A 14,593-nucleotide genomic window follows, 5' to 3' on the forward strand; every position below is an offset into this window, starting at 1 on the left:
GTGGCATTCCGGTTTCGGCGCGCCGGTCGCGCGTCCGTCCCACATCGGTCAGACGAGGCGTACGGGCTTCTCGGGACGCACGCCGACGGTCGCCAGCCAGGAGCGGAGGGGCTCCGGATCGGCGTCCTCTATGAGGCTCAGCACCCGGGCGGCGAGGTCGGGGTGGCGCTTTCCGCCCACCAGGAGGGTCGGCCCGTCGAGCCAGTCCAGCCCGGGCGCGGCACCCGCCGTGTCGACGGCCGCGCAGCAGACCATGGCGGTCACGTGGTCCGCCAGCAGCTCCCGCCCACTGCGCGGCGGCTGCAACGGGAACAACGGCAGCGCGTCGCCCCCGGGCCCCCACGCGGCATGGTCCAGATCGCCGGGGACGGATATGGGGCGTGGTGGGGTGGGCGGGATGGGGGCGGTCGGGGTGGTGGGGGCGGTCGGGGTGGCGGGGGTTGGGCTTGGGGTTGGGGCGGGGGCGGGGGTGGGGCTTGGGGCGGGGGTGGCTGACGGTACGGGGGGCTGCGGGGGCGCGGGGGTGGGGGTGGCCGGGGGCGTGGGCGCGGGGGCTTCCGGGGCTTCCGGGGCAGGGGTGCGGGCCGTGTCCGGCTCGGGGGCCGGCTCGGGGGCCGGCTCGGGGGCCGGGTCGGGGGCCGGGTCGGGGGCGGGTGCCGCACCGGCGGAGCTGGGCGCGCCGGGGTCCGGGGCGTCGGCCGTGGCGGGAGCCGGGCCGGGTGCGGGGGTCGCGGCGGGTGCGGGAGCCGGGGCGGGCGTCGGCGGGCCGGTGGTGGCCTCGCGGGAGAGTTCGGCGGTGATGGCGGCGGCGAGCGTCTCGCCGGTGTGGGCGGTGGCCAGGTGGTCCATCACCCGGGCCAGCGTCGCGTCCGCGTCCGGGTCGACGCCGAGGCGGTCGAGGACCCGGTGGAGGCGGGCCGCCTCCGTACGCCATTTGCGGTCGACGACCTCGTCCGGGTACTGCTGCCAGTCCACCGGGGCCCAGCCGGGGCCCGCCTCCGCCGGCCCGCCGTGGAAGAGGCGCGCGGCGAGCAGCGAGGTGGCCTCGTCGACGAGCCCGGGCTCCTCCAGCAGGTCGCACGCGGGCCGCTCACCCAGCCGGGAGGCGAACCCTTCCGCCAGCCGGTCGCGGCGCGACAGTTCGGTCAGCGCCGAGACGACGCCCGCGTCCAGCCGGGAGGGCCAGCGGCCCATGCGCCAGGCGGGCAGGGCGACCCGGGTCAGCAGCCGGTCCCAGCCCGCGTACGCCAGCCCGACCTGCTCCTGGGCGACGATCCGCAGACCGTAATCCACAGCCTGTGCACGCTCCGACGCGGCCGCCGCCACGCCCCGCTCCATCTCGGCCGCGTGCACCCGGCAGTTGCGCAGCAGCACCCGCACCACCACGCCGACCAGGCGCGCCCCCAGGCGCCGTACCGGATCGAGCCCCGGCCGGTCCGCCACCGCGACCGCCGCGTCCAGGCCCCGGACGAAACGGCGGGCCGCCGCTATGTCGGGGTGCGCGGACGGTCCCGTACCGGCGACGACCGGCGCCAGCACCGCCCGCAGCTCGGCGACCCGCATCCACCAGAGGAACGGTGACCCTATGACCAGGACGGGCGGGGTGTCGGAGCGGTGCACGCCGGGCACGCCCGGTATGCCGTGCGCCGGGTGCGTACGGTCCTCGAGCCAACTGTCGCAGTCCGGCGTCAGCGCTATCCCGGACGGCACCGGCACATCGAGCCGCCCCGCCAGGTCCTGCACCATCCGGTACAGGTCGGGGGCCGACTCCCGGGGGATCTCGACCGTCGGGGTGAGCGCCGGGCGGGCCCGCGCGATCACGGTGCCGACCGCGGCGGCCGCCAGCAGCACGACGACCGCGAGCACGGACACCACCCAGCGGGCGGCGTCCCAGCCGGCGCCGGACAGATGGCCCGTGGCGCCACCGGCCAGCAGTACGACGGCGAGCGCGGCGGGCAGCAGCGCCACGGCCAGCGCCCTGCCGCGCACCCGCAGCACGGCCAGGGCCCGGGCATGCGCGGCCCGTGCGCCCAGCTCCTCACCCATTCCGAAACGAGTACCGGAATCGGACACGGCCGTACGTCACCCCCTTCTGCCCTGTGGCGGACTGCCTCGCGGCGGTGTTGGTCACTCCCCCACTGTGGCACCCGCCACTGACATCGCAATGCCGGTGGGCCAAGTGCCGGAACGCTTGCGCGGCACCCTAGTTGGGGCATCGGCAGGCGTCATCCGGATGGGTCAGCCGTCACTCGATGGAATGGCTTTGGGCAAAGGTGAAGACGGTCCGGCGAACCGCGCGGTTCACTCGCGCGATCGCCCGGGTTTCACGCCCCGGCGGCCTTGCGCGCGATGTCCGTACGGTGCTGAGAGCCGTCAAGCCGGATACGTCCGACCGCCGCGTACGCCCGCTCCCGGGCCTCGGCGAGGTCCTTGCCGGTCGCGGTGACGGACAGGACGCGCCCGCCCGCGCTGACGACGGCGTCACCGTCCCGCCTGGTACCGGCGTGCAGGACGTACGCGTGGGGCGCGTCCTTCGCCGCGACCTCGTCCAGGCCCTCGATCGGGTCACCGGTGCGCGGCGTGCCGGGGTAGTTGTGCGAGGCGACCACCACGGTGACGGCGGCGTCGTCACGCCAGTTCAGCGGCGGCTCGCTGTCGAGGGTGCCGTTGGCGGCGTGCAGCAGGACCCGCGCGAGCGGCGTCCTCAGGCGGGCCAGGACCACCTGGGTCTCGGGGTCGCCGAAGCGCGCGTTGAACTCGATGACCCGCACGCCCCGCGAGGTGATCGCGAGGCCCGCGTACAGCAGTCCCTGGAAGGGCGTGCCACGGCGGCGCAGCTCGTCGACGGTCGGCTGGAGTACGGTCGCCATGACCTCGTCGACCAGTTTGGGGTCGGCCCACGGGAGCGGCGAGTACGCGCCCATGCCGCCGGTGTTGGGGCCCTCGTCGCCGTCGAGCGCGCGCTTGAAGTCCTGGGCGGGGGTGAGCGGCAGCACGGTCGTGCCGTCGGTGATCGCGAAGAGGGAGACCTCGGGGCCGTCCAGGTACTCCTCGATGACCACGCGCTCGCAGGAGCGGGCGTGGGCGCGGGCCTGCTCGATGTCACTGGTGACGACGACGCCCTTGCCGGCCGCCAGGCCGTCGTCCTTGACGACGTACGGGGCGCCGAAGGCGTCGAGCGCCTCGTCGATCTCGTCGTGGGTGGTGCAGACGTACGAGCGGGCCGTGGGGACGCCGGCGGCGGCCATCACGTCCTTGGCGAACGCCTTGGAGCCCTCCAGCCGCGCGGCCTCCTCGGAGGGGCCGAAGCAGGGGATGCCGGCCGCCCGTACGGCGTCGGCGACCCCGGCGACGAGCGGTGCCTCCGGGCCGACGACGACCAGGTCGGCCTCCAGGCCGGTGGCCAGGCGGGCCACGGCCGCGCCGTCGAGGGCGTCGACCTGGTGGAGCTCGGCGACCTCCGCGATTCCGGCGTTGCCGGGCGCGCAGTGCAGAGCGGTGACGTCGGGATCGAGGGAGAGAGAGCGGCACAGGGCGTGTTCGCGGGCGCCGCCGCCGATGACGAGGACCTTCACGCCAGCCAGGGTAGCCCGCGGAGCGGGGCGATCTTTGTGCGGGCCACCGAGGACGCCCCCGCTACTCGTTCGTATATTCCTCCACCACCGTCGCCCCGAGCTCGCGCACGATCAGCTCATGGCCGGAGAGCGCCGAGTCGACGAGGTCGGGATCGTCGTCCTCCGGCATGTCGTCCTCGGGCCTGACCGGCTGCCGGGCGGCGGGCGCCCTCGGGGGCTCCGTGGCGGGCGGCCCGGAAGCCGGGGCCGGGGCCGGCCGGGGCGCCGGGGCCTGCGGCGTCTGCTGTACGGGGCGGGGGGCGGCCTGCGGGCCGGGCGCGGGCGGCTGGGCCGGGCGTCCGCCGCCATAGCCTCCGCCACCGCTGCCGCCGCTGCCGCCCGTGAAACCGCCGCCTCCGCCGCCGGACTGGGGCGGGGGCGCGGAGCCGCCCGACGGGTCGACGATCGCCTCGATCTTCCACTGGACGTTGAACTGCTCGGCGAGTGCCTGCTTCAGGACGTCCTCGCTGCCGCTGCTCGCGAAGTTGTCCCGGGCGCCGGCATTGAGGAAGCCCAACTGGAGGGTGGTGCCGTCGAAGCCGGCGACCTGGGCGTTCTGGCTGAGCAGGATCCAGGTGAAGCGGCGGCGGTTCTTGACCGCCTCCAGGATGTCGGGCCACATGTTCCGCACCTGGGCGGCGCCCTGGGCCATACCGGGAGCGGGAACGGCGGCAGGGGCCGGGGCGGGGGCGCCTGTGGGCGCGGGCGCCGACGGCTCCGGCTGGGGTGCCGGGGCGGCGGGCCGCGCGGACGCGGAGGAGGGCCAGGCGCCCGGCCGACCGGCCGGCTCCTGGGACCCGGGCGCGGCGGCGGACGGCCACGCCCCGGGCCGGGACGCGGCGGGCTGGGCGGCGGGCGGTGTGGCCGACGGCGCCGGAGCCGGTTCCGCGGGCGGGGCGGGGGGCGCGGTCCGGGCGGGCGCCGGGGCGGCGGGCCCGGGCTGCGGCGCCGGGGCGGCGTCCCCCGGCCCCCGCACCGCCGCGCGGGCGGCGGCGGGTCCATCGCCCGGCACGACCGGCGGCACCTGGGCGTGGGCCTCGGGCCCGGGTACGTACCCCATGGCGGGGCCCGGGCCCGTGGCCTGGAACGCGGCGCCCTGGACCACCGAGCCCCGCTCCAGCCGGTCCAGCCGGGCCAGCAGCGAACGCTCGTCGGTGAACGCGGCGGGCAGCAGCACGCGCGCGCAGATCAGTTCGAGCTGGAGGCGCGGCGAGGTCGCCCCGCGCATCTCGGTGAGCCCGGTGTTCACGATGTCGGCGGCCCTGCTGAGCTCGGCGGCGCCGAACACGGACGCCTGGGCCGCCATCCGCTCGACCACGTCGGCGGGCGCGTCGATGAGCCCCTTCTCGGCGGCGTCCGGCACCGCGGCCAGGATCACCAGGTCGCGCAGCCGCTCCAGCAGGTCGGCCACGAACCGTCGGGGGTCGTTGCCGCCCTCAATGACCCGGTCGACGACCTCGAACGCGGCGGCCCCGTCGCCGGCGGCGAAGGCGTCCACCACGGAGTCGAGCAGCGAGCCGTCCGTATAGCCGAGGAGCGCCGTGGCCATGGCGTATGTCACACCGTCCTCGGCGGCGCCGGCCAGCAACTGGTCCATCACGGACATCGAGTCACGCACCGACCCGGCGCCGGCCCGCACGACGAGCGGCAGCACGCCTTCCTCGACGTGGATCTGCTCCTTGCCGCACACCTCGGCCAGGTAGTCCCGCAGCGTCCCGGGCGGCACGAGCCGGAACGGATAGTGGTGCGTACGTGACCGGATGGTCCCGATGACCTTCTCGGGCTCGGTCGTCGCGAAGATGAACTTCAGGTGCTCCGGCGGCTCCTCGACCACCTTCAGCAGGGCGTTGAAGCCCGCCGAGGTGACCATGTGGGCCTCGTCGATGATGTAGATCTTGTACCGGCTGCTCGCCGGCCCGAAGAACGCCTTTTCGCGCAGCTCACGGGCGTCGTCCACGCCACCGTGCGACGCGGCGTCGATCTCGATGACGTCGATCGACCCCGGCCCGTTGCGCGCCAGGTCCCGGCACGACTGGCACTCCCCGCACGGTGTGGGCGTGGGACCCTGCTCACAGTTCAGGCACCGCGCCAGGATCCGGGCACTGGTCGTCTTCCCACACCCGCGCGGCCCGCTGAACAGGTACGCGTGATTGACCCGGTTGTTCCGCAGGGCCTGCTGCAACGGGTCGGTGACATGCTCCTGCCCGATGACCTCGGCGAAGGACTCGGGACGATAGCGGCGGTACAGCGCAAGGGACGACACCCTTACGACGATATCGGGCCCCACCGACAATCGGCCCGGCCCACCGGCCCTGTCCCCGCCAACGCAAGCGCCCCCCACGCACCCGCCAGAGCCGACCTACCCTTGCTGCCTTCCGGCCCTGGGGGAGTTCAGTCAGATAGCGCCACGTGAGGGGCTGCGCCCAGCCTACCCGATCCCACGGCCCCCCGGAGTCACCCCCCGGCCCCCGCCGCCCCCCTCAGCCGCCCTCGGAGGTCGCCGGCGGGAACGGGTTCGCGAGCACTCCTCAACGTCTTGTATTGTTTGCGGCGGAGGATTCGCCTAGAGGCCTAGGGCGCACGCTTGGAAAGCGTGTTGGGGGCAACCCCTCACGAGTTCGAATCTCGTATCCTCCGCCAGCCCAGAGGGCCGGACCACGGAAGTGGTCCGGCCCTCTGGCTTTGCATGGGAGCAGGAGGGCAGGGGCCCGGGGTGGCCTTCGGGGGCGCCGGGGCTCACGACTCGTCGGGTTGGCAGTGGGGGCACCACACCGTGGAGCGGCTCGCCAGGCGGGAGCGGTGCAGGGGGCCGTGGCAGCGGGGGCAGGTCGGGGTGGGGTCGTCGCGGTGGCCGGTGAGCCAGGAGGCGCGTGGGGGGACGCGGCCGACGGTGACCGCGGAGCGGAGGGTGCGCCGCATGTGGGTGTACAGGCGGCGGCGTTCGGACTCGGTGAGGTCGTTCGCCCGGCAGGTGGGGCGCAGCCCGGCGCGCCACAGGATCTCGTCGGCGAGCAGATTGCCGAGTCCGGCCAGGACGGACTGGTCGGTGAGGACGGTCTTGACGCGGCCGTGGCGGGCCGAGAGCGCGGCCTCGAACTCCGTACGGTCCACCGCCATGGCGTCGGGGCCCTGGCGGTCCAGCAGCCGTTCGACGGCGGCGTCGTCGGGGGCCAGCCAGAGGCCCTGGAGCTTGCGCTGGTCGCGGTAGCGGAGCTGCCGGTCGCCGCCCACGGTGAACAGGACGCGGTCGTGGGCCTCCGCCGCGTCGTCGGGGTGGCCGCAGACCAGAAGCCCGGTCATGCCGAAGTGCAGCATGAGGGTGGGACCGCCGTCGGTGCGGGCGAGCAGCCACTTACCGTGCCGCTCCGCCGCCGTGAACCGCCGGCCCTCCAGCGCGTCGCGCAGCCGCCGCGTGCTCACCCCGTGCAGTACGCCCGCGTCGCGCACGTCGACGCGCTCGATGATCCTGCCCTTCGCGCAGGATTCCAGCACCTTCCGGAAGCCCTCGACGTCCGGCAGCTCGGGCATGGCGTACGTCCTTCGATCCGGCGGACACATCCAGGATGTCGCGCCGGATTCCCATGAGGGAAGAGGGGCCGGACCGGGGTCGGGCCGGCCCCTCGGGGTACGTCAGCGCTCCGTGCCGGCCTTCCGGCGGCGGGCGGCGAAGAGCGTGCCCGCGCCCAGTGCCACGGCCGCGCCCGCCGCCAGGGCGAGGGGCGTGGCGGAGGAGGCGCCGGTGGCGGCGAGGGTGCCGGGCGAGGGGGTCGTGGTGACCGGGAGGGGCGACGTCGTGCCCTGGGGCTGCGGGTCGGGCGTGGCGGTGGGGGTGGTGGTCGGGCCCGGGGTGGCGGCCGCGGCGACGACGTCGAAGGCGTACTCGTAGAACTCGGGAGTCCCGCCGCACGACTTGTCGTCGTTGGCGTAGTCGGCGGCGAGGGAGGCGACCCCGGGGCCGGCCGGCGTCTTGGCGTCGGTCTTCAGGCGCAGTTTGACGTCGGCGTGGGCGCCGGGCGCGAGCTTGTCGACGGCGCCCGCGTAGTGGTCGGCGTCCACGTCCTGCCAGGCCGGGGAGGCGGCCGTGGACCACTGGACGTCCAGCGGGTCGCCGCCCGCCTCGACCTCTACGTACGGCCAGACCTCGTCGAGGGTCCGGTCGGTGCCGTTGGTGACGCGGACCGTGAAGTCGACCGTCGTACCGGCGGTGACCTTCGCGGGCAGGCCGGTCGCGGTGACGGTGAGCCGGTCCTCGGCGACGCACGCGCCCGCCTCCGCCTCCTCGCGCGCCCCGGCGAGCGCCTTGTCGGCGGCCTCCTTGGCGGCGAGGGCCTTGGCCTTCGCCTGGCGGGCCAGGTGGATGCGCCGGGACGCGGCGACCAGCGCGTCGTCCCGCGCCGTGTCGGCAGCCTCCGCCTTGGCGTCGGCGGCGTCCTTGGCCTTGGCGGCGGCCTCGGCGGCGACCTGCGCGTCGGCGACGTCCTTCTCCGCCTGCGCCCGCTCCGCCTCCGTGGCGGTCGCGGGCAGCTCCTTCAGGGCGGTCTGCGCGTCGGCGAGCGCCTTGTCCGCGGCCTCCTTGGCGGTGGCCGCGGCTTTCGCCTCCTTGGCCGCCGCGGCGGCCGCCACGGCGAGGGGTGCCTCGTCGGACTGCTCGTCGATGAGCGCCTGGAGGGCCGCGACCTCCTCGGCGACGGCGGCGTCGTACGCCTTCTGCGCCTCGGCGGCCGCCTTCTCCAGCTCCTTGAGGGAGGGCTTGGCGGCGTCGCCCGCGAGGGACCTGCCGACGGGCGGCGGCACCTCGGCGTACGCGGGCGTGACGGAGAGCAGTACGGCGGGCGTGGTGACGGCGGCGACGACAGCCGTCGCGAGGACACGGCGGATCTTCACAGGAGCCCTTTTGGTCGGAAAGGTCTGGAGGCTGGGTCTGGCGGAGTGGTCTGACGGAGAGTGGGCGAAGAGTAGGTCTGGCGGAGACTGGGTCCGGCGGCCGAGCGGTGGAACGCGAAAGCGGCCGCTGAGGAGCACGACAACCTCGCACACCACGACCGGCGATGATCGTATGACCGGTTCGGGCGGCGTGGAGGGGCAATACCCCTTCTTCGGGCGCGCCCCGCATTCGCGTCGAGCGACAAACGCGGCCAAGAAGGGCAGTTGCTCACCGTGCCCGATGTGTTTCTGTGAGGCTTTTCTCGCCGGGACCGCCGCACTGTGTCGAGAACGGGTCGCCGGGTCCGACGTCCCATGTGAACGTCATCCATGAGCCTCCGAGGCATCCGAGGCACCCCATGAAAGGACCGGCATCATGAAGTACCTGGTGATGGTGCAGGGCACGCAGGCCGACTACGACGCGATGAGCGGCAAGGCCTCCGCGCACAGCCCCGCCTGGAGCGAGAAGGAGATCCAGGCGATGTTCGCGTTCATGCAGGAGATCAACGACGACCTCGCCGAGTCGGGTGAGTTCGTCGACGGCCAGGGGCTCGCCGAGCCGCGCCAGACCCGTCTCGTCAGCCTGGGCGAGGACGGCCGGCCGGTGATCACCGACGGGCCGTACGGGGAGACGAAGGAGGTGCTCGCCGGGTACTGGGTGCTCGACTGCGCCAGCCTCGACCGGGTCACCGAGATCGCGGCGCGCGTCGCCCGCTGCCCGCAGCCCGAGGGCGCGCCCGAGTACCCCGTCGTCATCCGGCCCATCATGGAGAACGGCACCGACATCTGCTGAGGCACCGTGAACCACGACGTCGAGGACCTGCTGCGGCACCACGCCCCGCAGGTCCTCGGCGCGCTCGTACGCCGGTACGGGCACTTCGATCCCGCCGAGGACGCCGTACAGGAAGCCCTGCTCGCCGCCGCCCGCCAGTGGCCCCGCGACGGGGTGCCGGACAACCCGCGTGGCTGGCTCATCCGGGTGGCCTCGCGCAAGCTGATGGACCAGCTCCGGGCCGACGAGGCGCGGCGCAGGCGCGAGGAGGCGGAGGCGGCGCTCGCGCCCCGCGACGCGTTCACCGCGCCCCCGCCCGGGGAAGGCGACGCGCCCGGGCAGGGCCGGGCGCCGTCCGAGGACGACACGCTCACGCTCCTGTTCCTGTGCTGCCACCCCGACCTGACGGCGGCCGCCCAGATCGCGCTGACGCTGCGCGCGGTGGGCGGCCTGACGACGGCCGAGATCGCCCGCGCCCACCTGGTCCCGGAGGCGACCATGGCCCAGCGGATCAGCAGGGCCAAGCAGAGGATCAAGGGGGTGCCCTTCCGCCCGCCCCGGCCGGAGGACCGTGACCAGCGGCTCGCGGCCGTCCTCCAGGTGCTGTACCTGATCTTCAACGAGGGCTATACGGCGACCTCCGGTCGCGAACTCCGCCGCGCCGACCTCGCCCGCGAGGCCATCCGCCTCACCCGCGCGGTGCGCCGCCTGCTGCCCCGGGAGGGCGCCGTGACCGGACTCCTGGCGCTCATGCTGCTCACCGAGGCCCGCAGCGCGGCGCGCACCGGGCCGCACGGGGAGCTGATCCCGCTGGACGAGCAGGACCGCGCCCTCTGGGACCGGGACGCCATCCGCGAGGGCACCGCCCTGGTCGAGGAGGCCCTGGCGGAGGGGCCGGCCGGGGCGTACCAGCTCCAGGCGGCCATCGCCGCGCTGCACGACGAGGCGGAGCGGCCGGAGGACACCGACTGGCCCCAGATCCTGGCGCTCTACGACCTGCTGCTGCGCCGCGCCCCGGAGCCCGACCCCATGGCCGAGCTGAGCCGCGTGGTGGCCCTCGCCATGGTGCACGGGCCCGAGGCCGGGCTCGCCGAACTCGCCGCCCTGGAGGAGCAGTCGGCCGGCCGGCTTCCGGGCAACCATCGCCTGGACGCCGTCCGCGCGCACCTGCTGGAGCGGTCGGGTGACACCGAGGGCGCCCTGGCGGCCTACCAGGCGGCCGCCGCCCGCACGCTCAGCGTCCCGGAGGCCCGCTATCTGCGGACGCGGGCCGCCCGCCTGCGGGACCGGGACCGGGGCCAGGAGGGCCAGGAGGGCCAGGACGTACGGCCGTCGCCCTGAAGAACGTGTAGTGGAACGTGCCCTCGCCGCTCGCCGTGCGGTACAGGTCGGCGATCCCCCCTCCACGAGCGCCGGCCGTGTCCGGTCGGCGTACACCGTGCGTGGGCGGACGACGACGTCGTCGTACCCGGCCGCCGACAGCAGCGGCTGGAGGCGGCGCCCGACCAGCGCGTCACCGCCCGCCGCCGCCTGGAGGCGGACCTGCGCGTCGATCGCCACGCGTGCGTGGTGGCTGTCGGGATGGAAGAGCGCGGAGCCGTGGTCGCCCTCGATCACGGTGACCGTGCCGCCCGGGCGCAACACCCGCAGCAGGGCGGTCAGGGCGCGCCCCGGGTCCGGCAGGTGCTCCAGGACGAAGCACACGACGACGTGGTCGAAGTGGCCGTCTGGAAAGCGTAGTTCGCGCAGGTCCGCCTGGTGCCACTCCACCCGGGCATCGGGTACGTGCGCCGCCACGCGCGCGCGTGCCCGTTCCAGGGAGGCGGCGTTGACGTCGACGGAGACGAGCCGGGCGCCGGGGCTGGACAGCGCGAGGTGCACGGTCTGGGCGCCGACACCGCACCCCGCGCGACACCGGCAGCGGCGGGACGCGATGATCGCCGTGATCGGCCGGCACCTGCCGGGGGCGGTCGTACACGGGGCGGCGGCGGGGCTGCACCTGACGGTCACCTTCGGCGCGCGCGAGGTGGTGGACACCCGGCTCGCGGCGGCGGCCCTGGCCCGGGGCGTGAAGGTGCACCCCCTGTCGTGGCACGCCCAACTCCCCTGCCCGCCCAGCCTGGTGATGGGGTACGCGGCCGGGCCGCCTGGAACGGTCGCGGAAGGCGTACGGCTCGTGGGCGAAGCACTCGGGTGACCGGCGTCGCCGTCAGCCCTCCGGCGGCAGCTCGTCCGCGATGCGGTCGCGCATCGGGCGGCGGGACAGGGCGGCGAGGGTCTCGTCGATGAGGCGGCCCAGGGGGTACGGGAGCTCCGCCTCCAGGGCCGCCGCCGCTGCCGCCGTGGCCGTCCACTCCGCGTCCAGCACGGGCAGCAGCGCCTCCGCCTCCGGCGTCAGGCGGGCGACCCTGCGGCGTGAGTCGGCCGGGTCCGGGGCGAGGACGGCGAGCCCGTCCTTGACCATCTGGGCGACGGTCTGGCTGGCCGCCGAGTGCGTGACCCCGGTCGCCGCCGCGATGTCGCGGATGGCACACGGACCGTCGGCGGCCAGCAGCCGGACCACGGGCGTGTAGCGCGGGCGGAACCCCGCGAGGCCCAGCCCGGCGTACACGGCGGCGACGTCGCCGTCGAGCAGGTCCAGGAGGTGGCGGAGCCGGGTACCGAGCAGTTCCATCGGCGAAATGTAACAGCGCTGTCAGAATGTGGGAGGGCCTCGCCGGTGTATCCGCCGTGCGGCGGCCGCCCCGGACGCAGCCCGCCTCGCCCCCGTACGCCTCGTGGCCGCAGACGTGGCCGTGGCCGCAGACGTGACCGTGGCCGCAGACGCGAGCCGGGTGCCCCCGCCGTGCGGCTCCGCAGCACCGGCGCGATCATCGAACCATGACGACCACGATCCACCTCGCCCAGCAACCCGAGGCCGACGAGCTGCTGGGCCGCAGCCCGCTCGCCGCGCTCGTCGGCATGCTCCTGGACCAGCAGGTGCCCATGGAGTGGGCGTTCTGCGGGCCGTACACGATCGCCCAGCGGCTGGGCGCCGACGACCTGGACGCGCACGAGATCGCGGCGTACGACCCGGAGGCCTTCGCCGGCCTGCTGTCCGCCAAGCCCGCCGTGCACCGCTACCCCGGCTCGATGGCCAAGCGGGTGCAGCAGCTCTGCCAGTACCTGGTGGACGAGTACGGCGGTGACGCGAGCGCGGTGTGGTCGGACGCCGCCACCGGCAAGGAGCTGCTCGACCGGCTGCTCGCGCTGCCCGGGTTCGGCAAGCAGAAGGCGCAGATCTTCCTGGCCCTGCTGGGCAAGCAGTACGGCGTACGGCCCGAGGGCTGGCGGGAGGCGGCGGGGGCGTACGGCGAGGAGGGCTCGTACCGTTCGGCCGCCGACATCACCGGGCCGGAGTCGCTCGCCAAGGTCCGCGCGTACAAACAGGAGACGAAGCGAGCCGCCAAGACCGCCAAATCGACCAGGAAGACGGGATCTTCGGCGGCGGAGTGACACGTTCCGTTGCCAAACGTACGGAATGTGGCGTGAGTTCTGGCACATCTGTTCACAGGAGCGTGGGAGATCGCTAGCTTCCCTTCAACCTCGTTCGCACCGGGAAGGACCTCTGTGAACGCATCCCATCGCAGAGCCGTGGCCACCCTGGCCGCAGCCGCACTCGCGACCCCGCTCCTGCTGGCTTCCGCATCCCCCGCTTCCGCCGGTGACCCCGGCAAGGAGGCGGCCAAGGACGCCGCGCACCTCTCCAAGAAGCTGGTCCGGGAGGCGTCCGCCAAGGACGCGTACAAGCACCTGGAGAAGTTCCAGCAGATAGCCGACTCGGCCGGCGGCCACCGGGCGGCCGGCTCGCTCGGACACGACGCCTCCGCCGCGTACGTGTACCAGCAGCTCAAGAAGGCCGGTTACCAGGTCTCGTACCAGCAGTTCGAGTTCATCTACACGCAGACCCAGGCGGAGAAGCTCTCCGTCGTCTCGCCCTCGCCGCGCGACGTCGCCATCACGGCGATGACGTACACCAAGTCGACGCCCGTCGGCGGCGTCAAGGCCGGCCTCGCCGCCGTCCCGGCCCCCGCCGACGACACGACGCCCGGCTGCGAGGCCGCCGACTACGCGTCCGGCACCTTCACCGGCAAGATCGCCCTGATCAAGCGCGGCGGCTGCACCTTCGCCGACAAGCAGGCCCAGGCGGCGGCCGCGGGCGCGATCGGCGCGATCGTCTACAACAACGTCCCCGGCTCGCTCGGCGGCACCCTCGGCGCCCCCGAGGCCGGCAAGATACCGACCGGTGGCATATCGCAGGCCGACGGCCAGGCGCTCGTCGCCGACCTGGCCAAGGGCCCGGTCGAGGTGAACTTCGAGATCCGCCAGCTCCAGGAGAAGCGGACCACCAACAACGTCATCGCGGAGACCGCCCGCGGCAACGCCGCCAACACCGTGATGCTCGGCTCGCACCTCGACTCGGTGACCGCCGGCCCCGGCATCAACGACAACGGCTCCGGCTCGGCCGGTCTGCTCGAAGTCGCCCTGGAACTCGCCAAGTCCAAGCAGAAGCCCACCAACAAGGTGCGCTTCGCCTGGTGGTCGGCCGAGGAGAACGGCCTGCTCGGCTCCGAGCACTACGTCGACAACCTCAGCGAGCTCGACCGCAAGGAGATCAAGCTCTACCTGAACTTCGACATGATCGCCTCGCCGAACTACGGCCTGTTCGTGTACGACGGCGACAACTCCGACGGCGTCGGCGCGCCCGCCGGCCCGGCCGGGTCCGCGCAGATCGAGCGCGACATCAACGAGTTCATGGACAAGCAGGGCCGCCCGCACGAGGGCACCGACTTCACCGGCCGCTCCGACTACGGCCCGTTCATCGCGGTCGGCATCCCGTCCGGCGGCACGTTCACCGGCGCGGAGGGCCTGAAGACCGCCAAGCAGGCGGAGAAGTTCGGCGGCACGGCGGGGGTCGCGTACGACGCGTGCTACCACGCCAAGTGCGACGACATCAAGAACATCAACATGACGGCGTTCGACGCCAACATCGACGTCATCGCCAACGCCGTGGGTGTCTACGCCCACGACCTCAGCTCGCTGCGCAAGCCGGTCGTCACCGTCCCCACGGACGGCGACGCGGGCAGCGGCGGCGGCCTGCACGACGGTCACGACCACGACGTGACCGAGTAACCGAGTAACCGAGCAACAGCACCCCCAGGAGGCGGGGGGGGGGGGGGGGGGGGGGGGGGGGGGGGGGGGGGGGGGTTTTGGTTTTTGTTCCCCCCTCGCCTCTTTTCCCTCC

At 74.2% G+C, this 14,593-nt stretch carries 11 protein-coding genes, 1 tRNA gene, 1 other RNA gene and 1 pseudogene; 6 read left to right on the plus strand and 8 right to left on the minus strand.

What is annotated here, in order from left to right:
* Nucleotides 1–48: 48 nt before the first annotated feature.
* The 4 genes from ACZ46W_RS15515 to ffs all read right to left on the minus strand — a co-directional run bounded on the left by ACZ46W_RS15515 (nucleotide 49) and on the right by ffs (nucleotide 6,036).
* On the minus strand, nucleotides 49–2,046 hold the full coding sequence (locus tag ACZ46W_RS15515; RefSeq protein ID WP_468337191.1) for a M48 family metalloprotease: 1,998 nt from the start codon (nucleotides 2,044–2,046) through the stop codon (nucleotides 49–51).
* A 278-nt stretch (nucleotides 2,047–2,324) separates the two neighbouring features.
* Nucleotides 2,325–3,575 (minus strand): phosphoribosylamine--glycine ligase, encoded by a 1,251-nt coding sequence (gene purD, locus ACZ46W_RS15520; RefSeq protein ID WP_468337194.1) that lies wholly within the window; start codon nucleotides 3,573–3,575, stop codon nucleotides 2,325–2,327.
* 61 nt (nucleotides 3,576–3,636) lie between these two features.
* Entirely contained in the window at nucleotides 3,637–5,877 is a 2,241-nt protein-coding gene (locus ACZ46W_RS15525; protein ID WP_468337197.1) for a DNA polymerase III subunit gamma and tau, read from the minus strand.
* Between the two features lie 60 nt (nucleotides 5,878–5,937).
* Nucleotides 5,938–6,036, minus strand: an RNA gene (ffs, locus tag ACZ46W_RS15530) — signal recognition particle sRNA small type.
* Nucleotides 6,037–6,166: 130 nt separating this feature from the next.
* On the opposite strand from ffs, the gene ACZ46W_RS15535 reads away from it, so the two are divergent.
* Nucleotides 6,167–6,254 (plus strand) — tRNA-Ser (locus tag ACZ46W_RS15535).
* A 96-nt stretch (nucleotides 6,255–6,350) separates the two neighbouring features.
* Here the strand turns inward: ACZ46W_RS15535 and ACZ46W_RS15540 are convergent.
* Both ACZ46W_RS15540 and ACZ46W_RS15545 read right to left on the minus strand, forming a co-directional pair.
* Entirely contained in the window at nucleotides 6,351–7,142 is a 792-nt protein-coding gene (locus tag ACZ46W_RS15540) for an Fpg/Nei family DNA glycosylase (protein ID WP_468337200.1), read from the minus strand.
* A 102-nt stretch (nucleotides 7,143–7,244) separates the two neighbouring features.
* The gene (locus ACZ46W_RS15545; protein ID WP_468337203.1) at nucleotides 7,245–8,498 is read right to left on the minus strand and encodes an LPXTG cell wall anchor domain-containing protein; all 1,254 of its coding nucleotides are present in this window, start codon (nucleotides 8,496–8,498) and stop codon (nucleotides 7,245–7,247) included.
* Between the two features lie 415 nt (nucleotides 8,499–8,913).
* Between ACZ46W_RS15545 and ACZ46W_RS15550 the strand changes: the two genes are divergently transcribed.
* Entirely contained in the window at nucleotides 8,914–9,330 is a 417-nt protein-coding gene (locus ACZ46W_RS15550; protein WP_468337206.1) for a YciI family protein, read from the plus strand.
* Nucleotides 9,331–9,336: 6 nt separating this feature from the next.
* Nucleotides 9,337–10,650 (plus strand): RNA polymerase sigma factor, encoded by a 1,314-nt coding sequence (locus tag ACZ46W_RS15555; protein WP_468337209.1) that lies wholly within the window; start codon nucleotides 9,337–9,339, stop codon nucleotides 10,648–10,650.
* 180 nt (nucleotides 10,651–10,830) lie between these two features.
* On the opposite strand, the pseudogene ACZ46W_RS15560 reads toward ACZ46W_RS15555, so the two are convergent.
* Nucleotides 10,831–11,190, minus strand: a pseudogene (locus ACZ46W_RS15560) (methyltransferase domain-containing protein); the annotation flags it as partial.
* Between ACZ46W_RS15560 and ACZ46W_RS15565 the strand changes: the two are divergent.
* Complete coding sequence (locus tag ACZ46W_RS15565) at nucleotides 11,138–11,506, plus strand: hypothetical protein (protein ID WP_468337211.1); 369 nt, start codon at nucleotides 11,138–11,140, stop codon at nucleotides 11,504–11,506. The pseudogene ACZ46W_RS15560 and the gene ACZ46W_RS15565 overlap by 53 nt on opposite strands.
* 12 nt (nucleotides 11,507–11,518) lie before the next feature.
* Here ACZ46W_RS15565 and ACZ46W_RS15570 read toward each other — a convergent pair whose 3' ends face one another.
* On the minus strand, nucleotides 11,519–11,983 hold the full coding sequence (locus ACZ46W_RS15570) for a MarR family winged helix-turn-helix transcriptional regulator (RefSeq protein WP_468337214.1): 465 nt from the start codon (nucleotides 11,981–11,983) through the stop codon (nucleotides 11,519–11,521).
* A 206-nt stretch (nucleotides 11,984–12,189) separates the two neighbouring features.
* Between ACZ46W_RS15570 and ACZ46W_RS15575 the strand changes: the two genes are divergently transcribed.
* Entirely contained in the window at nucleotides 12,190–12,804 is a 615-nt protein-coding gene (locus tag ACZ46W_RS15575; protein WP_468337218.1) for an HhH-GPD-type base excision DNA repair protein, read from the plus strand.
* Nucleotides 12,805–12,942: 138 nt separating this feature from the next.
* Nucleotides 12,943–14,481, plus strand: coding sequence for a M28 family metallopeptidase (locus tag ACZ46W_RS15580; protein WP_468338743.1), 1,539 nt, complete (start codon nucleotides 12,943–12,945; stop codon nucleotides 14,479–14,481).
* Nucleotides 14,482–14,593 lie beyond the last annotated feature (112 nt).

Source organism: Streptomyces sp. NPDC031064 (assembly GCF_055570965.1).